Below are 24,322 nucleotides of genomic sequence, written 5' to 3'. Positions count from 1 at the left end.
AACCACCCCCACTCGACGAAAGATTCCCATGAACACTATCGATCCCGTTGTCATCGTTTCCGCTGTGCGCACCCCTCTCGGTCGCTTCCTGGGAGAACTGGCCAGTCAGCCCGCGCACAAACTCGGCTCCCTGGCCATCGGCGCAGCGATCGCCAGGGCCGGCGTAGCTCCGTCCGCCGTGGATGAAGTGCTGATGGGATGTGTCTTGCCCGCGGGGCAAGGGCAGGCACCGGCACGTCAGGCCTCGCGTGCCGCTGGACTGCCGGACTCGGTAGGCTCGACGACCATCAACAAAGTCTGCGGTTCCGGGATGAAGGCGGTGATGCTGGGGCATGACCTTATTCGCGCCGGGTCGGCGAACGTGGTGGTGGCCGGCGGCATGGAATCCATGTCGGGCGCGCCCTATCTGCTCAACAAGGCACGCACCGGTTACCGAGTTGGCCACGATCAGATCATTGACCACATGATGCGCGACGGTTTGGAGGACGCCTACGAGACGGGGCGACCGATGGGCGACTTCGGTGAAGTGGCCGCCAAGGCTTATGGATTCGGCCGCGACGAGCAAGATACATGGGCCATCGAGACCCTGCGGCGTGCCCAGCAAGCGATCGCGACGGGGGCATTTCGCGATGAAATCGTGCCCGTAGAGTTGCCGACGAAGAACGGCAGCGTATGGATCGAGAACGACGAGCACCCGCAGAAAGTATCTGCCGAGAAGATCCCCTCGCTCAAGCCGGCCTTCCGCACCGATGGGACGATTACCGCGGCAAGTGCGTCGGCCAATGCCGATGGTGCAGCAGCCCTGATCCTGACCCGACGCTCGATCGCCGAGCAGGCTGGCTTGACCATCCTCGCCACGATCCAGGGCCACGCGACGCACTCGCAAGAGCCGGCCTGGTACACCACGGCGCCGATTCCCGCGATCCAGAAGCTACTGCGGACCCTGGATTGGAGTACTGACAGTGTCGACCTCTTCGAGATCAACGAGGCGTTTGCCGTGGTTCCGATGATGGCGGCGAAGGAACTGGGCATTCCGCGCGATAAGATCAACGTGCATGGCGGCGCATGCGCGCTCGGTCACCCGATCGGCGCTACTGGCGCGCGCCTGATCGTGACGCTGCTGCATGCCTTGCGCCGTACTGGCGGCCGTCGCGGTATAGCCTCCCTGTGCATCGGTGGTGGCGAGGCCACGGCGATTGCCATTGAGTTGGAGGCGTGACGGATCGGATGTTGAATCGAAGGAGTTAAGCCATGCGTTACGACAAGGGTCATAAAGAAGCCACCCGCAAGCGGATCATCGAGACCGCCGCCTCGCGCTTTCGGGAGGAAGGCATTGCCGCCGTCGGCGTGGCCAACCTGATGAGCGACATCGGGCTCACGCAAGGTGGTTTCTATAATCACTTCGAATCCAAGGACGATCTCGTCCGCGAGGCGATTGCGCTCGCCTGGCAGGGGACTTATGAGCGTTTGCGCAAGGCGCTCGAACGTTCGAAGCACGGCGGCATCGAGGCGCTCATCGACAGCTATCTCAGTGCGGCACACCGCAACGAAGTGGCGGAGGGATGCGTCGCGGCCGCGCTCTCTGCTGAAATTGCTCGAGGGCCGGTGTCGCTGAGAGAGGCATTTAGCCACGGCGCAGAGCAAACCACGGAGCTGATCGCCGGCGTGCTACCAGGAAAACTGACGCCGAAGCAACGCCGCGGCATGGCCATGGCCGTCATGTCGACGCTGGTTGGCACGCTTGTCATGGCCCGCGCGGTGAATGACCAGGCCATGTCGGACGAGCTGCTCCGTCATGGGCGCCGGGCGGCGCTCGCGTTGGCCGAGTCCGCGCCATAACACCCACCCTCTGGGACGGCGCAACGGCGGGTGATAGGCCCGTTGCGCCGCCTTAGCGGCGACGTCCGTGCCCTGACGCTGTCTTCACAACTAGTTACTTGCATGACGCTAGTCACTGATAATATGATGACCATCATTCTATCGGCGACAGCGGGGCTCAGGCCATGCAGCGCAAAAGCTTCGAGGACATGCAGTGCCCCATCGCACGTAGCCTTGAGCGGGTAGGCGAGTGGTGGAGCATGTTGATCCTGCGGGACGCCTTTTACGGCATGACCCGCTTCGACGAGTTCCAGCAGAGTCTGGGCATCGCGCCCAATATGCTGAGTCGACGGCTTGGCGCGCTGGTGGACAGCGGCTTGCTTGCTCGCCGTGCCTACCAGGATCGCCCGCTGCGTTACGAATACCTACTCACGCCGGCCGGGGAGGACTTTCGCCCCGTGCTGCTGGCCTTGATGGCCTGGGGCAATCACCACTTCGCACCCGAAGGCGTGAGCACGCGCCTCACCGACGTTCGCACCCAGCGCGTGGTGGAGCCCGTGTTGGTCGATGCAGATACCGGTGAGCGGCTATCGCGCGAACGCTACGTCATTCAGGCAGGCCCTGCCGCCAATGAGCGCATGCGCGCCCGCATTGAACTCAGTCGCCAGCGCCGCGAACGGCGCCGCGACGACACCTCATTCCCAAACTAGAGCTGGAGATTTCCCATGAGCAGCGTCACCGTCGTCAAGCGCGCCGAGGCTCCACCCGACATTGAACCCGACGTTGTCCCTGCACCGCGAAGTCGGCGCAAGTTGGCACTGCGTGCCGCCCTCGGCGTGGCCCTTGTCGCCGGCGTGATCTACGGCGTGCACTGGTGGGGCGTGGGGCGCTTCATCGAAAGCACGGACGATGCCTATGTCGGTGGCGATGTCACCGTCATCGGTCCGAAGGTGTCCGGCTACATCACGCAACTGGCGGTGACGGACAACCAGGTCGTTCATGCCGGTGACCTGTTGGTCAAGATCGACGATCGCGACTACCGCGCTGCGCTGGCCAAGGCCGACGGCGCCGTAGCTGCCCAGGAGGCTTTGTTGGGCAATCTCGAGGCTAGCGAGCGCTTGCAGCAGGCCGTCATCAACCAGGCGAAAGCCGGTGTCTCTGCTGCGGATGCGGAATTCGTCCGCTCGCGTGATGACGAAACGCGTTACCGCGATCTCTCCAGTCGTTCGGCCGTTTCCGTCGAAAGCGCGCAGCGCGCCGACGCCACCTACAAGACCGCCCAGGCAAACACCGAAAAGGCCCTCGCAGCGCAGGTGGCCACCCAGCGACAGCTGGACGTGATCGCCTCGCAAAGGCAGCAGGCGCTGGCCGCACTGCAGCAGGCCAAGGCGGAGCGGGACATCGCGCAGCTCAACGTCAATTACACCGAGCTGCGCGCTCCGGTTGACGGGGTGATCGGTAATCGGCGTGCACGAGTCGGCGCGTTTGCTGCTGCCGGCACGCAACTGCTCTCCGTGGTGCCTGCGCATGGTCTGTGGGTGGATGCCAACTTCAAGGAAGACCAATTGGCACACATGCAGGCCGGTCAGGTGGTCGAGATTCGAGCGGATGTCATGCCGGGCAAGGTGTTCCACGGCCATCTGGCCAGCCTGGCGCCAGCCACGGGCGCGCAATTCAGCGTGCTCCCCCCGGAAAACGCGACCGGCAATTTCACCAAGGTCGTGCAGCGCGTGCCGGTGCGCGTCGTGCTGGATCCGAAGGATGATGGACTTGGCGTGCTGCGCCCGGGCCTGTCCGTGGTGGCTGATATCGATACGCGTGCTGCACGGCTGGCTGGCACCCCATGAGCACCACGGCCGCACGCTACGCGATGCCGATCGATCCGTCGGCCTTGAGCATGGCGCAGAAGGTTTTCGCGTTTTCCAGCATGTGCGTAGGCATGTTCATTGCGCTGCTGGATATCCAGATCGTGTCGGCTTCGTTGCGGGATATCGGCGGCGGCCTTTCGGCTGGCACGGATGAGACCGCGTGGGTGCAGACCAGCTACCTGATTGCCGAGATCGTGGTGATTCCGTTATCCGGCTGGTTGTCGCGGGTGTTTTCGACGCGCTGGCTGTTTGCGGCTTCTGCCGCCGGTTTCACCGTGACCAGCATGCTCTGTGGTGTGGCCTGGAATATCCAGAGCATGATCGTGTTCCGGGCCCTCCAGGGCTTCCTGGGTGGCTCGATGATTCCGTTGGTTTTCACCACGGCCTTCATCTTCTTCCACAACAAGCAACGCGTCGTCGCCGCGGCCACCATTGGTGCCCTGGCCTCGCTGGCGCCGACCCTGGGTCCGACCCTGGGTGGTTGGATCACCGACCACTCGTCCTGGCATTGGCTGTTCTATATCAACCTGGTGCCGGGCATCTTCGTTGCAGTCGCTGTGCCGATGCTGGTGAATATCGATGCGCCCGACCTTTCCTTGCTGCGCCGCGCCGACTATATCGGCATGGTGCTGCTCGCAGCCTTCCTCGGGTGCCTTGAATACACGCTGGAAGAAGGGCCGCGCTGGAACTGGTTTAGCGATACGACAATCCTGACCACAGCATGGATCTCCGGCGTGGCGGGCATAGGCTTTATCGTGCGCAGCCTGACCTACGATCACCCGGTGGTGGACCTGCGTGCACTGCGCGATCGCAATTTCGCACTCGGCTGTTTCTTTTCATTCGTCAGTGGCATTGGGCTGTTCGCCACCATCTACCTGACCCCGTTGTTTCTTGGCCGCGTGCGCGGTTACAGCGCGCTGGAAATCGGCGAGGCGGTGTTTTCGACCGGCGTGTTCCAGATACTCACCATTCCTTTGTATTCGTACCTGGCGCAACGCTTCGATCTGCGCTGGATCTTGATGGCCGGATTGGCGCTGTTCGCGATATCGATGTGGGACTTCACGCCCATCACTCACGATTGGGGTGCGCATGAGTTGCTGTTACCGCAGGCCTTGCGTGGCATGGCGCAGCAATTGGCGATCCCACCGACGGTCACGCTCACCCTCGGCAGCCTGGCGCCGTCGCGACTAAAGCTGGCCTCCGGACTGTTCAACCTGATGCGCAACCTGGGCGGCGCCATCGGCATTGCCGTCTGCGCCACCATCCTCAACGACCGCACCAATCTGCATTTCTATCGCATCGCCGAACATCTCAACAGCACGAACGAGGCCATGGGCCAGTGGCTCGCGCAGGCGGGCGGTCATCTCGCGGAACTGGGGCAAGCCGTCGATGGCACGGATGATGGCGCGCTGCACCAGCTTTGGCTGCTCGCTTATCGCGAGGCGCAGACGCTGTCGTATGCCGACGCCTTCCTGGTGATCATGCTCTGTTTCGTCGTGGCGACGGCCATGGTGCCGTTGATGCACAAAGTGGTTCCTCCGGCTGCGCCGTCTGCGGACGCGCACTGAGGCCCCGGATGTATTCCTCACCGTCTCACTCCGTTCGGAGTATTCCCATGTCCCTTCAAACAAAGACCTCTCCGGTTTCGCGTGTGCTCGTCTTGGCGCTAACGGTCGGCAGTCTCGCCGGTTGTATGGTGGGTCCGGACTACCAGCGCCCCGATCTGCAAACCCATGCGGATTACGTGGAGCAATCGGTGCTGGCGAGTCGCTCGACCACGCTGCCGGCACCGGCGCTCGATAGCTGGTGGGCGGGCTTCGATGACCCGCAGCTCACGCGCATCATTCAACGTGCCCTGGCCGAGAATCTGGACCTTGCCGCGTCCATGGCGCGCGTCGACCAGGCGCGTGCCGCGGCACGCGAGGCAGGTGCGCAGTTGGCTCCGCAGGGCAGCCTGGATGGCGAGGTATTGAAACAGCGTCAGTCCCTGAAGAGTCCACTCGGCGAACTTGGCAGCGCGCACCCGGGCTACTCGCGTTCGCAAACGCTGGAAAATATCGGTGTAGGCGCCAGCTGGGAGTTAGACCTTGCCGGTGGTCTGCATCGCGGCGCCGAGGCGGCGAGGGCAGAGGCCGATGCCGCAGAGGCCAGTCGGGACGGCGTGCGCGTTTCAGTGGCGGCCGAGGCGGCAGACGCCTATTTCCAGGTGCGCGGCGCGCAGGATCGTATTCGCCTGGCGCGACAGCAGATCGACACCGAGGCGCAATTGCTCGAGCTGGTGAAGGTCAGGCTTGCCGGTGGACTGGCGACGTCGCGCGAATCGGCCCAGGCCCAGGCGCTGGTACTGCAGGCGCAGGCTACCTTGCCTCCGCTGCGCATCACCCTGGCCCAACAGCTGAATCGACTCGACGTCTTGATGGGGGCGACGCCTGGCACGTATGCCAGCGAACTTCGCGAAAGCCCGCAGACCTTCAGCGTGCCCGCGATCGGCACGCAGGGCGGCCCCGACATGCTGCTGCGACGCCGTCCTGACGTGATCGCCGCCGAGCGCAGACTGGCAGCGTCCAACGCCCGCATTGGCGTGGCCGTGGCCGAGTACTACCCCAAGGCCTCGCTCGGCGGCCTGCTCGGCTTCGAGAGCCTGCAGAGCGGCTCGCTGTTTTCCTCCGACGCGTTCCAGCCACAGGCGATGCTCGGCTTGCATTGGCGGCTGTTCGACTTCGGGCGAATCGATGCCGAGGTATCGCAAGCCAAGGGCGCCAACGCCGAAGCGCTAGCGCAATACCGTCAGTCGATGCTGCGTGCCACGGAGGACGTCGAGGACGCGATCACCGCCTTGGCCGAACTGGAAGTCCAGCATCGCGATCTCACGCAAGAGGTGGCTGCGCACGAGCAGGCCCGCGGCGCGGCGCAGGATGCTTACAAGGGCGGCGCGGTCAGCCTGATCGAAGTGCTCGACGAAGACCGGCAACTGCTCGCCGCGCGCGACCAGCTCGCCCGGGTGCACGCTGACGATGCGCGCGCCGCGGTGGCGACGTTCCGTGCCTTGGGCGGTGGCTGGCCGGGAGCAGTCGATGCACCAACGCCTGCGGCCGACGGCGCGGTAGCCACGCGCTGAGCGCTCTTATCCTTCAATGCGCTTGTCTGTCCTCTTGCCCGTGCCGAGACGGCGCACTGATTACTCAGGTATCGAAACACGCGGAAACAACAGGGTGAACCGGGTCGTCTGGTTCAACTCGCTCTGGGCGACGACATCGCCTCCGTGCAATTCCATGATGCTCTTGACGATGGACAGGCCCAGGCCGGTGGACGTGGCCGAGTTGCTGCGGGAGCGATCCACCCGATAGAACCGGTCGAACAGCTTGTCCAGATGTGCAGGCTCGATGCCGGGGCCGGGATTCTCCACGCTCAGGCTCACGCCATATTCGGTTTTTCTGGCGAGGACATCGATGGTCTTGCCCGGCGCGGTATAGCGCAGCGCGTTCGACAGGAGGTTGCTTACCGCTCGACGGAACAGGTCGCGATCCGCAAAGACGGTCGCCTGCGCGTCAATATGGATCATCACGCCAGCGTCGGAGGAAATGCCTTCGAAGTAGTCGGCGATCCGTTGCAGTTCCTGGTTGGCATCGATGACGACACGCTGCAGGGCATATTGGGGACTCTCGGCGCGGGCCAGGAACAGCACGCTTTCAATCGTCCGGCTGACACGATCGCACTCCTCGATATTGGATCCGAGCAGGGCCTCATATTCCGCAGCTTCGCGAGGGCGAGCCAACGCCACCTCATTGGCTCCCCGCAGGTTGCCGATGGGCGTGCGCAGATCGTGCGCAAGGTCGACGGTGAACTGCCAGACGCGATCAAACCCCTCTTCAAGCCGACGCAGCATGTCGTTCAAGGCGACGGCCAAGACGTGAAGCTCGGTGGGCGCATCCTCGAGCGGCATGCGCGTGCTGAGTCGCTGGGCGGTGATGGCTGCGGCGCTATCCGCCATCGCGCGTAATGGTCGCAAGGCCCGGCGTACGAGCACATAGCTCAGTAAAACGGCTGCCAGCATCCCTGACAGCAAGGCCATCGCGGTATCGCGCCGATAGCGGGAGAGTAGGGCAGCGCGATCAGCGAGGGAGCGGGCGACCGTGATACTTACCGGCGTCCCGTCCTTGAGTGTCGCGATGGCGGATACACCTCGAATGTCCGTGTTGTCCGGGCCACGCCACGAGCGGATGTCGAGAACGGTTATGCGCTGGTGGGCGGGAACGGCGCTCTGCGATGGGAGGGGAAACTTCGATGGATTGTACTCAAACAGCGCGCGGCCATCGGTGCGTGCGACGCGTAGCGCGTTGGCGGTATCACCGAGGATTCCCGCTACCAGGCGATCCTGGTGCAATACCAGGTCGTCCGGGGACTCCAGTTCGGCGACAAAGCGGCGAAGATGCCGGACAGACAGCACGAGGTTGGTCTCATCCTGCGAGTAAATGCGTTTGGATAGGGCCTCGTACAGCAAAAATCCGGCGACGCTGAAACACACCGCCGTGATCACGACAAACGTGCCGGTCAGGCGGGCGCTCAGTGAGAACCGGCGCATCAGTGGTCCTCTAGCTCGTCGTCCAGGACGTAACCCATGCCGCGGACGGTGTGGATGAGCTTGACCGCATGGCCATCGTCGATTTTGGCGCGCAGGCGCCGAATCGCCACCTCGACCACATTGGTGTCACTGTCGAAGTTCATATCCCACACGTAGGACGCGATTTGCGTGCGGCTCAGCACCTCACCACGGCGGCGAGCCAGCAATTGCAGCAGGGAGAACTCGCGCGGCGTAAGCTCGACACGTTGCCCGGCACGCCTTACGCGGCGCCGAACGGCATCGAGTTCGAGATCGCCGACATGCACATGCTCGATGTCGCGCGGTGGCCCTCGGCGCAGCAGGGTGCGGATCCGGGCAAGCAACTCGACAAAGGCGAAGGGCTTGACCATGTAGTCATCGCCACCCAGCTCGAGGCCTTTGACACGCTCCTCCAGCTCATCCATGGCGGTCAGCAGCAGCACGGGCGTGTCTTTTTTTGTGCGCAGCTTCTTGAGTACCGCCCAGCCGTCCATGCCCGGGAGCATGACGTCGAGTACGACCAGCGCGTAATCCTCCTCCAGGGCAAGGTGCAGCCCATCGATGCCGTTGGAGGCAATGTCCACGGTGAAGCCGGATTCCTCGAGCCCTTTCTTGAGGTATTCGCCGGCCTTTCGTTCGTCCTCGATGACAAGCAGACGCATAAGTGGGGCTCTCGCGTTGGCTGGCTCGAATCATACGCAGAACGCCGCGGATCCACGATTACAAAATTGTCAGGTGATCGTCAGTCGCCGGCAAGCATCCCAGGCCTAGCCTTGCGCCATTCCCGGCCGTCTGTCGACCTCACCCCTCGCGGTCGCGCTGCGCAAGCCAGGCAACCAAACGCATCGGCCAGCATGGCCGACCAGGGACTTCGATATGTGGATCGTCCAACTGGCGCTACGGCGGCCGTATACCTTCATCGTCCTGGCCTTGCTGCTGGCCGTGATTGGGCCGTTGATGATCCTGCGCACGCCAACGGACATCTTTCCCAATATCAATATTCCCGTCTTGAGCATCGTGTGGTCGTTCAACGGCTTCTCCGCCGATGACATGGCCAACCGTATTACCACGCCTTACGAGCGCGCGCTGACCTCGGACGTGGACAACATCGAACACGTCGAGTCGCAGACCGTGAACGGCACGGCCGTGATCAAGGTCTACTTCCATGCCGGCGCCGATATCAATCGCGCGATTGCCGAAGCTTCGGCCAACGCCCAATCCATTCTCAGGGTGCTGCCGCCGGGCACGCTGCCGCCGCTGGTGATCTCCTACAACGCGTCCACCGTACCGATCCTGCAGCTGGCCCTGTCCAGCCACTCCCTGCCGGAGCAGCAGCTCTACGACCTTGGCAACAACTTCATCCGTACGCAACTGGCCACCGTGCAGGGTGCCGCCATTCCACTCCCGTTCGGCGGCAAGGTGCGGCAGATCATGGTGGATATCGATCCGCAGGCCATGCAGGCACGCGGACTGTCCCCGCTCGATGTGGTGAACGCGGTCAATGCGCAGAACCTGATTCTGCCCGGCGGCACCGCCAAGATCGGCGGGCTCGAATACAACGTCAATCTCAACGGTAGCCCGTCGACCGTGGATGGGCTCAATCTCATGCCCGTCAAGGCGACGCCTGGCGGCGTGATCTACTTGCGTGACGTGGCGACCGTTCGCGATGGCTACGCTCCGCAGACGAACATAGTGCGCGTGGACGGGACGCGCTCGGCCTTGCTTCAGGTAGAAAAGAGCGGCGACGCTTCCACGCTCGACATCATCGGTGCGGTCAAGGGCATGTTGCCCAGGATTGCGGCCGGGCTGCCCAAGGCGCTTGAGATCAAGGCGGTCGGTGACCAGTCGGTATTTGTCAGCTCGGCTGTTCAGGGCGTGGTTCGAGAGGGCCTGGTCGCGGCCGGCCTGACGGCCTTGATGATCCTGCTCTTCCTTGGCAGTTGGCGCTCTACCTTGATCATCGCCATGACGATTCCGCTTTCGGTCGTGACGTCCCTGATCGCGCTATCGGCCCTCGGCCAGACCATCAACATCATGACTTTGGGCGGCCTGGCCTTGGCTGTGGGCATCCTGGTCGACGACGCCACGGTCGCGATCGAGGCGATTAGCCATCACCGTGACCTGGGTAAATCGCTGAAGGACGCGATCATCGACGCCTCGGCCCAGATTGCACTACCCACCCTGGTGTCGACGCTAGCGATCTGCATCGTATTCCTGCCGATGTTCCTGCTGTCGGGTGTTGCCCGCTACTTGTTCGTACCTTTGGCCGAGGCGGTGGTGTTCGCGATGCTCGCGTCCTACTTCTTCTCGCGCGCGCTCATTCCGACGTTGGCGATGTACATGCTGCGGAACGAAGCGCTGCATCCGGCCGAAGCAACGGGACGCCTGCACGCGCTACGCCGATTCCAGCAACGCTTCGAACAAGGCTTTGAGGCGTTCCACGGTCGTTACCAGGGAGTGTTGAGGCTCGCCATCGAAAATCCGCGTCGTATCGCCTTGACCTTCGCCATCGTGTGCGCTGGCTCATTGCTACTGATTCCGGTGCTCGGGCGCGATTTCTTCCCGAGCTCGGACACGGGCGAGATTCGCCTGCATATGCGCACCCGCACGGGGACGCGCATCGAGCAGACGGCACGCCTGGTCGACCTGGTCGAGCAGCGCATTCGTGGGGTCATTCCGGCGTCGACGCTTGGCAGCATGCTGGACAACATCGGCCTTCCGGTGAGCGGCATCAACATGACCTATGACTCGTCGCTGCCGGTGGGATCAGCAGATGCCGACATCCTGATCACCTTGAAGCCGGGGCATCGCCCGACCGAGGAGTATGTAACCGCGCTGCGTGACCGACTGAATCGGGAGTTCCCCGGCATCACGTTCTCGTTCCTGCCCGCCGACATCATCAGTCAGACGCTCGACTTCGGTTTACCGTCGCCGATTGACGTGCAGATTGTGGGCAATGACAAGGAAGCCAACCGCCAGGTCGCCGAAAAGCTGCTTGGCGAATTCCGCAAAGTTCAAGGCCTGGTCGATCCCCGCATCCAGCAAGCGGACGATGCGCCCGCCATCAACGTGGACGTGGACCGTACCAAGGCCATCGAGGCCGGCTTCGAGCAGCGAGCCATCGCCCAGAACCTGTTGATCGCCTTGTCCGGCAGCTCCCAGACCACGCCCAATTTCTGGTTGAACCCCAAGAATGGCGTGAGCTACCCGCTGGCGACCGAGGCGCCGCAGTACGCCATCGATTCACTGCAGGCGCTTGGCAATATCCCTCTGACCACGGGAGGCGCGCCGAGCGCGGCTCAGCAGAGTGGCGTACTTCCCATTCTCGGGTCGCTCAGCAGCTTGACGCGTGCCTCCCAGGACGCTGTCGTGTCGCACTACAACGTGCAGCCGGTGATCGACATCTTTGCCGGCGTACAAGGACGCGACCTGGGTGCGGTAGCGGGTGACATCGATCGACTGGTCGCCATGGCCAGGGCGCATTTGCCGGCAGGATCCAGCATCTCGGTGCGCGGTGAAGTGCAAACCATGCAGTCCTCGTTCCAGGGATTGCTGCTCGGGCTGACGTTTGCCGTGTTGCTGGTCTATGCCTTGATGGTGGTGAACTTCCAGTCGTGGATCGATCCGCTGGTCATCATCAGTGGATTGCCAGGAGCGCTCGCGGGCATGGCCTGGATGCTGTTCATTACACGCACGACGATCAGCGTACCGGCGCTCACCGGTTCGATCATGTGCATTGGCATTGCGACAGCCAACAGCATCCTGGTGGTGAGTTTTGCGCGCGATCGCCTCGATGAGGGCGCCTCGCCCTTGCAGGCCGCGTTTGACGCGGGGAGCGGCCGATTCAGGCCCGTGCTGATGACGGCACTGGCGATGCTGATCGGCATGCTGCCCATGGCCATCGGCCTCGGCGACGGCGGCGAGCAGAACGCCCCACTGGGACGCGCGGTGATCGGCGGCCTGTTGTTCGGCACGGTGGCAACCCTGGTGTTCGTCCCCGCGGTCTTCGCAGCGGTCCATGCCTGGCTACGCCGTCGCCAGGACGCCTACGGGACCAGCGCGCTGGTCGCTACTACCGATCCGTCGTCCTGATTGGAGAGAAATCATGTCTACACCTGCTCAATCCATGCATGGCCGGCGCTCAAAGCTGCTACTGATGGCCCCCGTCGTTGCTGTTGGGGTGGCGCTCGCCGTGGGTGGACTTCCTCGTCTCGCCTCGCGTGCCGCGGTCGCCAAGCAAACAAGCGGGCTTAGCGAGCCCACGGTGGCTGTGGTCATGCCAACCAAGGCGTCTTCCACGCAGAACCTGGTGCTGCCTGGCGACGTACAGGCCTTTCAAGAGGCGAGCATTTACGCACGCACCAGCGGCTACCTGCGGCGCTGGTATCCCGATATCGGCACCCACGTGCAGGGCGGCCAAGTACTTGCCGAAATCGAGTCTCCGGAAGTCGATGCCGAGCTCGAGCAGGCGCGCTCGGACGCGGCGACCGCTTCCGCCAACTATGAAATCGCCAAGGTGACGGCAACGCGTTGGGAAGCGATGCTCAAGAGCAATGCCGTGTCGCAGCAGGCCAGCCAGGAAAATGTCAGCACCATGAAGGCCAAGCAAGCCTTGTTGGCTGCGGCGCAGGCCAACGTGAACCGTTTGCAGCAGATGCAAGCCTTCGAGAAGGTCTGCGCGCCGTTTGACGGCATCGTTACCGTGCGCAATATCGATACCGGCGCCTTGATCGATGCCGGCAATGGAGGCAAGCCCGCCGCGCTGTTCCAGTTGGCGGAGATCGACAAGCTGCGTGTCTTCGTCAATGTCCCGCAAGACCAGGCCGCCGACGTGGTGCCTGGCGCGAAGGCGCGACTGACCTTGCCGTCGTTCCCGGGACGCGTGTTTCAAGGCAGCGTAGCCCGGACATCCGGCGCGATCGATCCGTCCAGTCGCACGCTGCGCGTCGAGGTGGATATGGACAACCCAAATGGGGTCGTGCTCCCCGGCGCGTTTGCACAAGTCAGTCTGCCGCTGACATCGGCACATCCTGGGCTGTCCCTGCCGACCAATGCCTTGCTATTCCGTCCCGCCGGCGTGCAAGTGGCCACGGTCGATCCCAAGGGTGTCGTGCGGCTGCTTCCGGTCACGCTGGGGCGCGACTTCGGAACCTCGGTGGAGATTCAAGACGGTTTGCGTGGCAACGAGCAGGTGATCGTCAATCCAGGGGATGCCGTCAGCGCGGGGCAGGTGGTTCGCATCAACCGCCATCCGGCCGACGCGGCCTAACCCAGTGATCGCGGACTAGACCATGAACAAGCACAAGCACAAGCACGTACCCCACGCGATCGGAGCCCTTGCCGTTTGTCTCGCATTTGGCGGGCTGGTGGGCTGCACACCGGGCCCCGCCTATGTGCGACCGACGATGAGTCTTCCCGTTCACTACAAGGAAGCCAACGAAGGTGCGGCCGGCGCCGATCGAGGCTCACCGGGCTGGCTTCCCGCTCAGCCAGCCGATGGCGAGAGCCGGGGAGACTGGTGGAAGCTGCTTGGCGATCCGGCCCTGGACAGCCTGGAGGGCAGGGTCGAGGTGGGCAACCAGAGCATCATGAAAAGCGTCGCGGATCTGGAGCAGGCCAAGGCCATGGTGGGATCCGCGCGCTCGTCCTACCTACCCATCGTCACCGCCGGCGTGGACGTCAATCGCAATCACACCTCGCAGAATGTCGAGGGTCGCGCGCTCGCTGGCAAGACGGTGTCCGACTACGCGGCGGGTTTGAGCGTCGCCTGGGAGCCCGATCTTTTCGACCGCATCGGGCACCAGGTGGATGCCGCGCAGGCACGCTACCAGGCCAGCGAGGCCGATCTGGCATCGGTACGTCTGGCGATGCACGCGGAGTTGGCGATCGACTACATCGACGTACGCGAGATCGACGCGGAGGCAGCGCTGTTGCGGCAGACGGTGGATGACTTCACGAAGGCGCGAGACCTCGTGCAAACCCGTTTCGATGGTGGCATCGCCTCGGCATCCGAACTTGCGCAGGCGGAGACGCAGCTGCAAGTGGCGAAGGCCCAGCTGATCGACCTGGGCGAGGGTCGTGCCCAACATGAGCACGCCATCGCGACCTTGATTGGCGTGTCTCCCTCGGAGCTCAACCTGGCAGTTAACACCGCGCCACTTTCCGTGCCGATCGTTCCCGCAGGCCTGCCCTCCACCTTACTGGAGCGTCGCCCGGATATCGCTGCGGCGGAACGTCGGGTGGCTGCCGCCAATGCGGACGTTGGTGAGGCCACATCCGCCTTCTTTCCTGACCTCGTACTTTCCGCGACCGGTGGCTTCGAGTCGTCGAATCTGTCTCAGTGGGCCATGTTGCCAAGTCGTTTCTGGGCGATTGGCCCCGCCTTGTTGGGCACGTTGTTCGACGGTGGTCGCCGCAAGCAGGAGCTCGCGGCCGCCAAGGCGAAGCACGAGGCCGCCGCCGCCGATTATCGCCAAGGCGTGCTAAGCGCGTTCCAGGATGTCGAGGACAATCTGGCCTCGCTCCACGTGCTCGGCGATGAATCAGTCACCCAACAGCACGCGGTCGACGCATCCACGCAGGCTGCGCAGCTGGCGATGGCGCGTTACCAGGCCGGCGCCACCGACTACCTCGAGGTCGTGACGACGCAGAGCGTCAATTTGACCCAGACACTCCAACTGGTGGAGCTGTCGCGGCGCAGGCTTGAAGCCGACGTCCGCTTGATCAAAGCCCTGGGTGGAGGATGGCAAGCCGACGAGCAGCCGCTGGCCGCCAAAGAACTGGACGGGGTTGCCAGCGTTCATGGATGAGTCGATCAGCTCAGCTATCAACCGGGTCTTTCCCTCGAGCAATCAACGGAGGCGGATGCCGCAATGAACGCGCTACTCGGACGTTGACGAGGCGCAAGTCAGGCACGAAACGACAAGTTCAATCCACGTTGAAGGGCCGATAACCACTGCGTCGACATCATGGCTAGGCCTGCAGACCAACCACCCATCCTGGAGATATTTGATGAACAAACCTGTCAATCCACTCAAGCGCATGCTTTTTACGACGGCACTCGTTCTCGCTGGTGTCACGATCGACACTTCCGCCATGGCGGCCACTCCCACGCCAAACATCGTGCTGGTGCATGGCGCCTGGGTCAATGGAAGCGGCTGGAAGCCGGTCTACGATATCCTCGTGAAAGACGGCTATCACGTCTCCATCGCGGAGCATCCGCTGACTTCGTTCGCCGATGACGTCACGGCGGTCAAGCGAGTCGTCGACATGCAAGATGGCCCCACGATCCTGGTCGGTCATAGTTATGGTGGCGCCATCATTACCGATGTTGGCAACGACCCAAAGGTGGTTGGGCTTGTCTACATCGCCGCGCATGCACTCGACGAAGGTGAGACCGAAGTCGCCAACGGCAAGCGATTTCCCAGTGCGACCAGTCAGACCACCGACATCAAGAAAACCGCGGACGGTTTTCTCTATCTCGATCCGGCACACTACCCAGCCGATTTCGCTGCAGATCTGCCATTGAAGCAGGCGGAATTCGAGGCCAATGCCCAGGAACTCACGGCCGCCTCGGTCTTCGGCGCCCCCGCCGGACAACCTGCCTGGAAAACCAAGCCCAGCTGGTATGCGGTGGCTACCGCCGATCGCATCATCAATCCCGATCTCGAGCGGATGTATGCGAAGCGCGCCCATAGCCATACGATCGAAATAGCCGGGGCCAGCCATTCGGTATACGAGTCGCACCCGAAAGAGGTCGCTGCACTTATCGAACAAGCGGCTGGGCACGCGGCACCCTGAGCGGCTCCTGCGAAAATCGGCTTACAAGTCGCCCGTAGCCAGACGCTGTCGTTAGGTTTCTAAGGAGGTTGTGTTGTCATGCCAAGACAAATATCTCGCATAAGAACGAGCGCGTCGAAGCGCAGGCCATGGGCGATGCGGCCAGGCGATGCATGGTTCCCGGGCGCTTTGGTTCGGCCGCTTCGCGGCATCGTGTGGAGTGCCATGGTCTCACTGATGTGGTCGCCGGCGGTCACGCAAGCGCAGTCGCTAACCGGCCAAACCAGGCTCGACTCGCAGCCGCATGCTACGGTCATCCGCGAATGCCAACAGTGCCATGGCGATCGCGGCGAAGGTTCAGAGAAGGGTGCGCCGAGACTGGCGGGGATGAATCCCGATTACCTGGCTCACGCGCTGTCGATGTTCAAGGACGGAACACGAGCCAGCGAGGTCATGCAGCCGATTGCCCGAACCCTATCCGATACTGAAATGCACGATCTCGCGGCCTTCTTTTCAGCGCAGCACCCGCCGCTGGCTGAAGCAAGGAGAACTCCATTGCCTTCTCTGGTGGCCGCCGGCAAGCAGTTGGCAATGGCCGGCAATGAACAAGGTGTTCCCGCCTGCTTCAGTTGTCATGGCCCTCAAGGAAAAGGCAACGGCGCGCGTTATCCCAGTATCGCGGGAGAGCCGTATGCTTTCGTCGTGAAGCGGCTGCAACAGTTCCAGGCGCGAGCAAAAACCGGAACACCCAAGCCGGGGTCCATGACGGAAGTCGCCTCCAAGCTGACGGCTAAGGAGATCGATGAGGCGGCAGCTTTTTTTTCGGTGCTCAATCCGTAGCGGAAAGTTGTGCAAAGGAAGGCGCGAACTTCGCGAGTGCTTTCGCCAGAACGCAGGTCCAAGGGCGTCCCGAGAGTTCGCGCAAGCTGGAACATCCGGTCATTTCGCGTCATCGACTCCATCCCTACCGGGTCAGACCGATGGCTGGCGACGGCGTTGCGCGACGGCGGCTATCAATCGGGCCAGCTTTTCCGGGTTGCGCTGCACGTAGACACGAGTGATGTGCTCGCCATCGCTTTCGTAGGACTGGGCGGACTCCAGTTCACCGTTGATATAGCGCAGCACGGCGTACTGGCCATTGATCATCGCCAGCTCGATGCGCAGCGCATCCTTGTTGCGCAGGTTGGCCGCGAAGAAGAGCTGGGCGATACGCTGCCCGCCGACCATTGGCTCGGGGAAGGTGGTGACGAGGCCGCCACCATCGCCCATCAGCACGGCAGCATCCGCCAGCATGGACTTCATTCCGGCAAAGTCACCTTGCGCGAGGGCCTCCGTAAAGCGCCGCATCAGTTTCTGGTGCGCCTCGCTTGGCGCCCCGAGCGGCGGTCGCTCCTGGCGCAGCTGCAGCTTGGCCCGGTGCACGATCTGGCGACAGGCGGCCTCGCTCTTGCCGATCACCTGGGCCACCTCGGCGTAGTCCACGTCGAACACTTCGCGTAGCAGGAAAGCAGCACGAGCCTCGGGCGCCAAGCGTTCGAGCACGGTAAGAAAGGCGACGGAGACCTCGTTGGAGAGCTCCTCGATGTCCTCTGGCGTGGCGGGCCATTCGGTGAGCACCGGCTCGGGGAGCCAGATGCCGACGTACTGTTCTCGCCGTGCCTTGGCCGAGCGCAAGCGGTCGATTGCTATCCGCGTAGTCGTTGTCACCAGCCATGCTTCGCTGTTGTTGACGCTGGCCTTGTCCGCGTCGTGCCAGCGCAGCCAGACGTCCTGCACGATGTCCTCGGACTCCGACACGGAGCCGAGCATGCGGTAGGCGATGCCTTGCAGCCTGGGGCGTAGTTGGTGAAACGTGGCAGTAGCGGCGTCCATGGTTCGAAGACGTTTGGCCCAGAGCAGTTGTGACAGCCTACGCCGACCGGGCTGGCGGCGTCGCACGCGCAGTTCTCGTCGCAAGCCCTGGTCGGGCCCACAGCCTCGACGAACGGGAGACCGGCGTCTTCATGGCGGCGAACCAATAAGTGGAAATTGAGAGTTCAGGGCTCCAGGCGCAACACCGGCTCGCCCTGGTTCTTCAGCAGCAGCACCAGGAACTTGGCCGGCTTGGTCTGGCTGGCGTTACGGCCGACCGTATGCACGTCGTCCGGCCCTTCATAGAAGGTCTGCCCTGGCGTCAGCGTCACTTCCTTGCCGCCCTTCAGCCCCATCACGATGGAACCTTCGAGCACGTAGACGAAGGCATGCGCGTTGTGCCGATGCACCGGGTCGACGGCGCCTGGTGGATACACCACGGTGATCATCAGGGCTTCCTTGCCGGGATAGTCCTTCAAGGCCTTGGTCATCAGCTCCGACACCTTGGCCTGCGGTGGGGTCGTGGCGGTGGGTGCTGGCGCAGCCGCCTGAGCCACGGCCGCGCCAGAGGCGAGCAGGCAGAGCAATCCTACAGTCTTGAACTTACGCATGGGTATTTCCTTGTGCGGCCGCTGTGGGTCATGAAGTGAAACCAGTAGCCGATGCGGCGTGGCCGCGCCGGTCCGGTGTCAGGCCAGCCCGGCCTTGTCGAGTCCGAACGCTTTGTCGATCCCACCAGGGACGGGTGTGAAGGCAATATTGATGCGATTCCACGCGTTGATCGCCATCACCGCGTAGGTGAGTTCGGTGAGCTCCTTCTCGGAGAACTGCTCACGTGCAAACTCGAATACATCGTCGGGAACACCGTGGGGCGGCAGCTGAGTCAGCACTTCGGTCCAGGCCAGCGCGGCGCGCTCGCGGGCGCTGAACAGTGGGGATTCGCGCCAGGCCGGCAGGTGAAACAGGCGCAAGGGCCGCTCGCCATCAATCACAGACTGCTTGACGTGCATGTCCAGGCAGAAGGCACATCCGTTGATCTGCGATGCGCGAACTTCGACGAGGTGGATGATGGGCTTTTCGATGCTTGACTTGCTTAGCAGCGTGTTTAAGTCGACGAGTTTCTTAAAGAGCTCGGGCGATTGCTGCATATAGTCGATTCGCTGGGTCACGTTTTAAATCCTCGGCAAGCTCATGGCCATTCCTCAGATCGGCTGAGGTACCCGCTACGCGCACAACGGCGTGGCGAGCCCAGCCTAAATTCGAAGCGATGCTCCCAGTAGATGCGCCGACGGGCTCGCCGTGTTGCCATATACGCATCAATGCGTCGAGCGTGTCACAGGTGGCGTCATCGAAACGTCTAGGGGGTATGGTCCGGCCGACGCCGGTGTTCGATGTGCTTCGCGGTGACTAGTGCGAAGCCGTAACTCTTTCGATACGCGACCCATGACCTTTGATTCCCAGGAACGACCCCGCGCTGCGAACAACGACGCCCTTGCGTCCACTTTCTCCGCGAGTTACGCCGGCGTGGTCGCGTTTATCGCCGTGGCGACCGAGGGCAGTTTCGCCCGCGCCGCCGATCGACTCGGCATCGGTCGCTCGGCAGTCAGCCGCAGCGTGCAGAAGCTTGAATCCCAGCTGGGCGTGCGGCTGTTCCTGCGTACCACCCGCAGCACCTCGCTGACCCGCGAGGGTGAGCTGTTCTACCGGAACTGCCATCCGGGCGTGGAGCGAATCGTCCAGGCGCTGGAGGACATGCGCGACCTGCGCGAAGGACCGCCGCGTGGGCAGCTGCGCATCAGCGCGACGGTGGGCTTCGGCCGCCACGTCGTAGCGCCCCTGCTCAATGGCTTTCGGGCCCACTATCCGGACATCGCCATCGACTTGCTGCTCGACGACCGCACGCTGGACTTCAGCGCGGATCGGGTGGACGTGGCCTTTCGCACCGGTCGCCTGGAGGACAGCCAGGTGATCGCGAAACTGCTGATTCCGATGCCGATGCTGGTCTGCGCCTCGCCGGCGTACGTGCGCGCCCATGGACTACCGCGACGAGTGGAGGACTTGGCCGGGCACACCTGCATCAATTTCCGCACGGCATCGGGAAGGATCTTCGAATGGGAGTTCAAGGTCGACGGCAGGATCCAGAAGCTCCTGCCGCCTTCCAACTACACGTTCAACGACGCCGAGCTGGTCTTGCGGGCCGTGCTGGATGGCCACGGCATTGCCCAGTTCGGCGGCTGCCAGATCAGCGAGCACCTGCGCAACGGACGGCTCATCGCGTGCCTGGCCCAATATGCGCCCGACGATCGAGCGCACTACCTCTGTTACCTGAGTCGACATCAACTGCCGACGCGGATCCGCGTCTTCATCGACTACATGACCACCGCCGTACGCGCGCTTGACCTGCAGTGCGCGACCGGCCTGACTCCAACCTCGGTCGCGCCTCCCTGCGACGCGACGGAGGCACTCGCGGCGGACGCCGCCTGATGCCGCTGCGGCTAAGGTGGCGGCATCGATTGGTGCGTCACAGGCAACACCGCGAGCCCATCGGCAGTCCTACCGGCCGCCGATGGCCACTCCTAGCATGAACGCACGGCGCACCATTGGCCCTAATGCAAAGCGGAGGTCTCTCATGAAAATCGTGATCATCGGCGGTACCGGCCTGATCGGCAGCAAGGTCGTCGACCGGCTGCGCAAGCACGGCCACGAGGTGCTCGCCGCCTCGCCGTCCTCGGGCGTCAATGCGCTCACCGGGGAAGGTCTGGACAAGGCCATGGCGGGAGCCGACCTTGTGGTCGACCTGGCCAACTCGCCCTCGTTCGCGGATCAGGACGTGCTGGACTTCTTCGAGACGTCAGGCCGCAATCTTTTCGCCGCGGAGAAAAAAGCTGGCGTGAAACACCATGTGGCCTTGTCGGTGGTGGGTACCGATCGTCCTGCGCTGGCGACGAGCGGCTACATGCGCGCCAAATGGGTCCAGGAAAAGTTGATAAGTGCCGCCGGCATCCCCTACACCATCGTCCGTTCCACCCAGTTCTTCGAATTCCTCGGCGGCATCGCCGGTGCAGGCGGCAACGAGCAGGAGATCCACCTTTCGACCGGACTGATGCAGCCCATCGCCTCCGATGACGTCGCGGATGCGGTTACCGACTATGCCCTCGCTGCACCCGTGAACGGGACGGTGGAGATCGCCGGCCCCGACAAGGCGCCGCTGGCGGATCTGGTCCAGCGTTTCCTCAAGGCCATCGGCGACCCGCGCAAGGTCGTCGCGGATCCAAAGGCGCTGTACTTCGGAGCCGAGCTGGAGCGGGACTCTCTGCTGCCGGCCGACGGCGCGCGATTGGGTGCGCTGGACTTCCAGGCCTGGTTCGACCGCACGGAGTTTGCCCGTAAAGGGACAGCGAAGTGAAGCTCTACTACCTGCCAGGTGCTAGTTCACTGGCTGGGCACATCGTGCTCGAATGGAGCGGCGCGCCATACGAAGCGGTCAGGATGACTCACGACATCATCAGATCGCCGGCGTACCTGGCGCGCCATGCCGGCGGAGCGGTGCCGATGCTGGAACATGGGGACTTCTCGCTCTCTGAGAACGTCGCGATGCTCGGTTACCTCGCCGACCTCCATCCAGAAGCGGGGCTGTTGGGCGACGGTACGCCGCGCGGACGCGCCGAGGTCATGCGTTGGCTGGGATTCCTCAACTCCGATGTGCATAAGGCGTTCCTGCCCATCTTCAAGGCATCGCTTTTTCTCAAGGAGGAAAGTCTGGCCGGCATGCTGGCCGAAAACGCTCGCCAGCACGTACGCATGTACCTGGAACGACTGGACGCACAGCTCGACGGCCGTGACTGGCTGACCGGAACGCGCTCGGTGGCCGACCCATACCTGTTTGTGATCTTGCGCTGGACAGTCGGTACAGACATCGGCCTGTGTGGCCTGGATCACCTGCGGCGTTTCGCTCGTCGCATGGAGGCCGATCCGGGCGTGCGGGCTGCGCTCTTGGTCGAAGAGGGCATTCTTGCCTGAGGCACTTCCATGCATCCATTTCCCCAAATACTCCGAGCTCCACCATGACTCACCTTCTGCCACCACCCATCTCACTGCTCGACAAGCATCAGTGAACCGAACCTCTTCCGCTTTACACGGCGACTAGGCATCGACAGTGTGGCTTTACTCGACCCGTGATCCGAGCGTGTGCAGATGTTTGCGTCACCAGGTTTTGCGTGGCAGTAAAGGGAGTCATCCCTCAGTTTGGGGCGGTCAACCGATCCAGCGCAGCCATCCCATCGCGTGTCGTCCGCGTCGGCAGCAGGCTAGTAGTGGATGGCGGGGCAGGGAGATGCAGGGCACGGCGGCGCGCAAACGTCGGGTCATCGTGCCACTTGTTGCAGAGGATTAGTCCCTAAAGGCTCTGCCGAGCCAACGTTGAAGACGATCATGGCGTCGGCCGCAGGCCGCGGCGGCGAACTCATCGGCGTTTCGAAATGGCCGCCCAGACGATTGCCGGCGGGATCTTCCAGCGTGCCGCGGACGACAATCCGATACTTGCCCGGTTCCCATGCCCCGTCCGGGGTGAATGTCCATGTCGTTTCGCCATCCCGCAGCGTCGCGTGCCCATCCACGAGGTGATCATCGGCATTCACGACTGCCAGATAGTCAACGTCCCGGCCGTCGATCGGCCCATCAAGGGTGACCACAAGGGGCTGTCGCGACGCGGGACGCACGGGCGCCAGCTTCCATGCCGAAGCGACCGGGCCGTTCGCGTCCTCGGCATCGACGTGCCATCGCTTGATGGGGTGCCCATCGAGCATGAGCATCACATCATTCCCCTGGCGCATGATCGGGCCCAGCTGTTCCCGCGCGATCAGGCCAGTCTTGACGCGTCCTGGATTCAACAGGAGCGTCAGAATCCTGCCGTCGGGCGACCATAGCTCCTGCTGCAGAAACGGCTCCTGCAGGGATCCTCCGTCGGCGCGCGCAAGCGCGATCCTCGGCAATACAGGTCCCTCGATCGGCGCCGCGAACACGATGGACAAACGCAGAAGATTGGCGGGAACCGTGGCGGCAGACGGCTGGACGAGGACGACTTGTGGGTCCGGTTGCCCGGCCTGAGCAACCTGCAGCAAGGCCGCAAGGGCTGCGCCGCCAAGGATTCGACGCAGCTGCATGACTTATTCCGACGCCTTGATGAACTCGGGTAGATCTTCATCCTTCAACAGCATGTTGATGTATTGCTGCGCGGGTCCTTTGCCCTTGTAGCTGAAATCGGGAAACGAGTACTCCGAGACGTGATCCGTCAACCGGAAGCTCAGGTTTTTGCCCATGGAGACCAACTGAAGCTCGTCCTGCTGAAGGTCGCGGCGAACGACAACGAACGACTTGTCGTCGAGGTTGTCCAGGCGCATCACACCGGCAAGAGGGGCCTCCCCCAGTTCGAGCCCGGTGATCTGCCCGTACGGAACCTGCTTTTCGATGCCGGGGCGGACACGTGCCGCTTCCAGTTCAGCGACAGGGATGACGTCCGCCACGCGGTTGTAGTTCACCAGCATGAGGAAGTCCTTGGTCTTGCCCTGCTCGGTCCTGGTGAAAGAGACCATGTCCGCAGGCGTATTGCCGTAGCCGAGTTCGGCGACAGTCTTGCCGCGCACGTGAGCGCCATCCTTCAGTTCATCAAGCGGAATGATTACCAGCGGTGTACAGGTGTAGGCGGCGACGAGATAGGGCTTGCCGCCAAGGTCCGCGAAGCTCATCGCTCGGATTGGGGCGCGCGTCTCGAACTGGTTATGCCCGCCATGGAAGATCTCCACGGAGGTGACCGACTGCTTGGCGTCGAAGGGGTAGCGGACCCGACGCAGGGTCGAGGCGAAGTCCTGGTTCGACAGTCCGGCAACGAAGAGCTCCCCGTCGCGCCACTTCATGTCGGTGACCGTGAAACTGCGCTCGGCGGTGTGCTTCCAGAATTTCTCGTTCGACGTGGGAGCGTCGCGTAGCACCACCGAGGTCGAGTGCGCGGCCTTCAGATCGACCCTGTGCGCCTTCTTGTCGCTGGTCACGAGGAACAGCGCCGGCGTTTTCTCCGGGCCGTAGCTGACCGCGACATAGACCTGTGCCGTGCCGGGACGAACCACCATGTCCTCGACGGTGACCTTGGTGCCGCCGACCTGCTGCGAGAGCAACGTTTCCAGGTCGAGCACGTTGAACGTCGTGCCGGTGGGTTGGTGCTGCGCAGGCGGAAGCTCGATCGCGTGAACCTCTGCGGCTTTCCAGTCGGCGACGAAAAGGATGTTGTCGGGTCCAGCGGCGAGGCGTGAGATCGACTTGACGTCCGCCGCGAACGCGTTGGCGGAAAGACCGAGCAGACACGCCGTGGCAATGATTGAGAGGCGCATAAGTATCCTTTGTTGCTACTGTG

The 24,322-nt window shown here is 63.0% G+C and carries 21 protein-coding genes; 14 read left to right on the top strand and 7 right to left on the bottom strand.

What is annotated here, in order from left to right; genetic code table 11:
• Positions 1-37 precede the first annotated feature (37 nt).
• From ACT01B_RS12340 to ACT01B_RS12315, 6 genes are all read left to right on the top strand, one after another.
• On the top strand, positions 38-1,219 hold the full coding sequence (locus ACT01B_RS12340) for an acetyl-CoA C-acyltransferase (RefSeq protein ID WP_445147477.1): 1,182 nt from the start codon (positions 38-40) through the stop codon (positions 1,217-1,219).
• A gap of 32 nt (positions 1,220-1,251) precedes the next feature.
• Positions 1,252-1,839, top strand: coding sequence for a TetR/AcrR family transcriptional regulator (locus ACT01B_RS12335; RefSeq protein WP_445143553.1), 588 nt, complete (start codon positions 1,252-1,254; stop codon positions 1,837-1,839).
• 164 nt (positions 1,840-2,003) lie between these two features.
• Entirely contained in the window at positions 2,004-2,528 is a 525-nt protein-coding gene (locus ACT01B_RS12330; protein ID WP_445143552.1) for a winged helix-turn-helix transcriptional regulator, read from the top strand.
• A 15-nt stretch (positions 2,529-2,543) separates the two neighbouring features.
• Entirely contained in the window at positions 2,544-3,665 is a 1,122-nt protein-coding gene (locus ACT01B_RS12325; protein WP_445143551.1) for an HlyD family secretion protein, read from the top strand.
• On the top strand, positions 3,662-5,254 hold the full coding sequence (locus tag ACT01B_RS12320; RefSeq protein ID WP_445143550.1) for a DHA2 family efflux MFS transporter permease subunit: 1,593 nt from the start codon (positions 3,662-3,664) through the stop codon (positions 5,252-5,254). Before ACT01B_RS12325 ends, ACT01B_RS12320 begins: the two co-directional genes overlap by 4 nt.
• Before the next feature lie 47 nt (positions 5,255-5,301).
• Positions 5,302-6,804, top strand: coding sequence for an efflux transporter outer membrane subunit (locus ACT01B_RS12315; protein ID WP_445143549.1), 1,503 nt, complete (start codon positions 5,302-5,304; stop codon positions 6,802-6,804).
• Between the two features lie 60 nt (positions 6,805-6,864).
• Here the strand turns inward: ACT01B_RS12315 and ACT01B_RS12310 are convergent, their stop codons facing one another.
• Positions 6,865-8,268: a heavy metal sensor histidine kinase gene (locus tag ACT01B_RS12310; protein WP_445143548.1), complete on the bottom strand. Its 1,404-nt coding sequence runs from the start codon at positions 8,266-8,268 to the stop codon at positions 6,865-6,867.
• The gene (locus tag ACT01B_RS12305; protein ID WP_445143547.1) at positions 8,268-8,948 is read right to left on the bottom strand and encodes a heavy metal response regulator transcription factor; all 681 of its coding nucleotides are present in this window, start codon (positions 8,946-8,948) and stop codon (positions 8,268-8,270) included. Before ACT01B_RS12305 ends, ACT01B_RS12310 begins: the two co-directional genes overlap by 1 nt.
• 214 nt (positions 8,949-9,162) lie before the next feature.
• Between ACT01B_RS12305 and ACT01B_RS12300 the strand changes: the two genes are divergently transcribed.
• The 5 genes from ACT01B_RS12300 (at position 9,163) to ACT01B_RS12280 (ending at position 16,905) form a co-directional block, all read left to right on the top strand.
• Complete coding sequence (locus ACT01B_RS12300; RefSeq protein WP_445143546.1) at positions 9,163-12,378, top strand: efflux RND transporter permease subunit; 3,216 nt, start codon at positions 9,163-9,165, stop codon at positions 12,376-12,378.
• A 13-nt stretch (positions 12,379-12,391) separates the two neighbouring features.
• Complete coding sequence (locus ACT01B_RS12295; RefSeq protein WP_445143545.1) at positions 12,392-13,555, top strand: efflux RND transporter periplasmic adaptor subunit; 1,164 nt, start codon at positions 12,392-12,394, stop codon at positions 13,553-13,555.
• Between the two features lie 22 nt (positions 13,556-13,577).
• On the top strand, positions 13,578-15,095 hold the full coding sequence (locus ACT01B_RS12290; protein ID WP_445143544.1) for an efflux transporter outer membrane subunit: 1,518 nt from the start codon (positions 13,578-13,580) through the stop codon (positions 15,093-15,095).
• A 202-nt stretch (positions 15,096-15,297) separates the two neighbouring features.
• Positions 15,298-16,086, top strand: a complete 789-nt coding sequence (locus ACT01B_RS12285; protein ID WP_445143543.1) for an alpha/beta hydrolase — start codon at positions 15,298-15,300, stop codon at positions 16,084-16,086.
• 204 nt (positions 16,087-16,290) lie between these two features.
• Complete coding sequence (locus ACT01B_RS12280; protein ID WP_445143542.1) at positions 16,291-16,905, top strand: c-type cytochrome; 615 nt, start codon at positions 16,291-16,293, stop codon at positions 16,903-16,905.
• A gap of 132 nt (positions 16,906-17,037) precedes the next feature.
• Here the strand turns inward: ACT01B_RS12280 and ACT01B_RS12275 are convergent, their stop codons facing one another.
• From ACT01B_RS12275 to ACT01B_RS12265, 3 genes are all read right to left on the bottom strand, one after another.
• Entirely contained in the window at positions 17,038-17,937 is a 900-nt protein-coding gene (locus tag ACT01B_RS12275; RefSeq protein WP_445143541.1) for an RNA polymerase sigma-70 factor, read from the bottom strand.
• Between the two features lie 164 nt (positions 17,938-18,101).
• Positions 18,102-18,527 carry a cupin domain-containing protein gene (locus tag ACT01B_RS12270; RefSeq protein WP_445143540.1) on the bottom strand — a complete coding sequence of 142 codons (426 nt, stop codon included), beginning with the start codon at positions 18,525-18,527 and terminating at the stop codon, positions 18,102-18,104.
• Between the two features lie 78 nt (positions 18,528-18,605).
• The gene (locus tag ACT01B_RS12265; RefSeq protein ID WP_445143539.1) at positions 18,606-19,085 is read right to left on the bottom strand and encodes a carboxymuconolactone decarboxylase family protein; all 480 of its coding nucleotides are present in this window, start codon (positions 19,083-19,085) and stop codon (positions 18,606-18,608) included.
• A gap of 274 nt (positions 19,086-19,359) precedes the next feature.
• Here ACT01B_RS12265 and ACT01B_RS12260 point away from each other — a divergent pair, with 274 nt between their 5' ends.
• The 3 genes from ACT01B_RS12260 to ACT01B_RS12250 all read left to right on the top strand — a co-directional run bounded on the left by ACT01B_RS12260 (position 19,360) and on the right by ACT01B_RS12250 (position 21,936).
• Complete coding sequence (locus ACT01B_RS12260) at positions 19,360-20,400, top strand: LysR family transcriptional regulator (protein WP_445143538.1); 1,041 nt, start codon at positions 19,360-19,362, stop codon at positions 20,398-20,400.
• A gap of 145 nt (positions 20,401-20,545) precedes the next feature.
• Complete coding sequence (locus ACT01B_RS12255) at positions 20,546-21,322, top strand: SDR family oxidoreductase (RefSeq protein WP_445143537.1); 777 nt, start codon at positions 20,546-20,548, stop codon at positions 21,320-21,322.
• The gene (locus ACT01B_RS12250; RefSeq protein ID WP_445143536.1) at positions 21,319-21,936 is read left to right on the top strand and encodes a glutathione S-transferase family protein; all 618 of its coding nucleotides are present in this window, start codon (positions 21,319-21,321) and stop codon (positions 21,934-21,936) included. The genes ACT01B_RS12255 and ACT01B_RS12250 overlap by 4 nt, the downstream gene beginning before the upstream one ends.
• A 344-nt stretch (positions 21,937-22,280) precedes the next feature.
• On the opposite strand, the gene ACT01B_RS12245 is transcribed toward ACT01B_RS12250, so the two are convergent.
• A complete protein-coding gene (locus tag ACT01B_RS12245; RefSeq protein WP_445143535.1) occupies positions 22,281-23,078 on the bottom strand; it encodes a hypothetical protein in 798 nt (265 codons plus the stop codon).
• Positions 23,079-23,081: 3 nt separating this feature from the next.
• The gene (locus tag ACT01B_RS12240) at positions 23,082-24,299 is read right to left on the bottom strand and encodes a hypothetical protein (RefSeq protein WP_445143534.1); all 1,218 of its coding nucleotides are present in this window, start codon (positions 24,297-24,299) and stop codon (positions 23,082-23,084) included.
• Between the last annotated feature and the right edge of the window lie 23 nt (positions 24,300-24,322).

Source organism: Dyella sp. Tek66A03, from assembly GCF_052567735.1.
Note: the sequence above shows the minus strand (reverse complement) of the source record. Positions and strands in the feature narration are given on the sequence as shown.

Excerpts from the sequence above, each read along its gene's own strand:
- ACT01B_RS12335 (WP_445143553.1), top strand. The coding sequence starts at position 1,252 with ATGCGTTACGACAAGGGTCATAAAGAAGCCACCCGCAAGCGGATCATC.
- ACT01B_RS12330 (WP_445143552.1), top strand. The coding sequence starts at position 2,004 with ATGCAGCGCAAAAGCTTCGAGGACATGCAGTGCCCCATCGCACGTAGC.
- ACT01B_RS12325 (WP_445143551.1), top strand. The coding sequence starts at position 2,544 with ATGAGCAGCGTCACCGTCGTCAAGCGCGCCGAGGCTCCACCCGACATT.
- ACT01B_RS12320 (WP_445143550.1), top strand. The coding sequence starts at position 3,662 with ATGAGCACCACGGCCGCACGCTACGCGATGCCGATCGATCCGTCGGCC.
- ACT01B_RS12315 (WP_445143549.1), top strand. The coding sequence starts at position 5,302 with ATGTCCCTTCAAACAAAGACCTCTCCGGTTTCGCGTGTGCTCGTCTTG.
- ACT01B_RS12310 (WP_445143548.1), bottom strand. The coding sequence starts at position 8,268 with ATGCGCCGGTTCTCACTGAGCGCCCGCCTGACCGGCACGTTTGTCGTG.
- ACT01B_RS12305 (WP_445143547.1), bottom strand. The coding sequence starts at position 8,948 with ATGCGTCTGCTTGTCATCGAGGACGAACGAAAGGCCGGCGAATACCTC.
- ACT01B_RS12300 (WP_445143546.1), top strand. The coding sequence starts at position 9,163 with ATGTGGATCGTCCAACTGGCGCTACGGCGGCCGTATACCTTCATCGTC.
- ACT01B_RS12295 (WP_445143545.1), top strand. The coding sequence starts at position 12,392 with ATGTCTACACCTGCTCAATCCATGCATGGCCGGCGCTCAAAGCTGCTA.
- ACT01B_RS12290 (WP_445143544.1), top strand. The coding sequence starts at position 13,578 with ATGAACAAGCACAAGCACAAGCACGTACCCCACGCGATCGGAGCCCTT.
- ACT01B_RS12285 (WP_445143543.1), top strand. The coding sequence starts at position 15,298 with ATGAACAAACCTGTCAATCCACTCAAGCGCATGCTTTTTACGACGGCA.
- ACT01B_RS12280 (WP_445143542.1), top strand. The coding sequence starts at position 16,291 with ATGGTCTCACTGATGTGGTCGCCGGCGGTCACGCAAGCGCAGTCGCTA.
- ACT01B_RS12275 (WP_445143541.1), bottom strand. The coding sequence starts at position 17,937 with ATGGACGCCGCTACTGCCACGTTTCACCAACTACGCCCCAGGCTGCAA.
- ACT01B_RS12270 (WP_445143540.1), bottom strand. The coding sequence starts at position 18,527 with ATGCGTAAGTTCAAGACTGTAGGATTGCTCTGCCTGCTCGCCTCTGGC.
- ACT01B_RS12260 (WP_445143538.1), top strand. The coding sequence starts at position 19,360 with ATGACCTTTGATTCCCAGGAACGACCCCGCGCTGCGAACAACGACGCC.
- ACT01B_RS12255 (WP_445143537.1), top strand. The coding sequence starts at position 20,546 with ATGAAAATCGTGATCATCGGCGGTACCGGCCTGATCGGCAGCAAGGTC.
- ACT01B_RS12245 (WP_445143535.1), bottom strand. The coding sequence starts at position 23,078 with ATGCAGCTGCGTCGAATCCTTGGCGGCGCAGCCCTTGCGGCCTTGCTG.
- ACT01B_RS12240 (WP_445143534.1), bottom strand. The coding sequence starts at position 24,299 with ATGCGCCTCTCAATCATTGCCACGGCGTGTCTGCTCGGTCTTTCCGCC.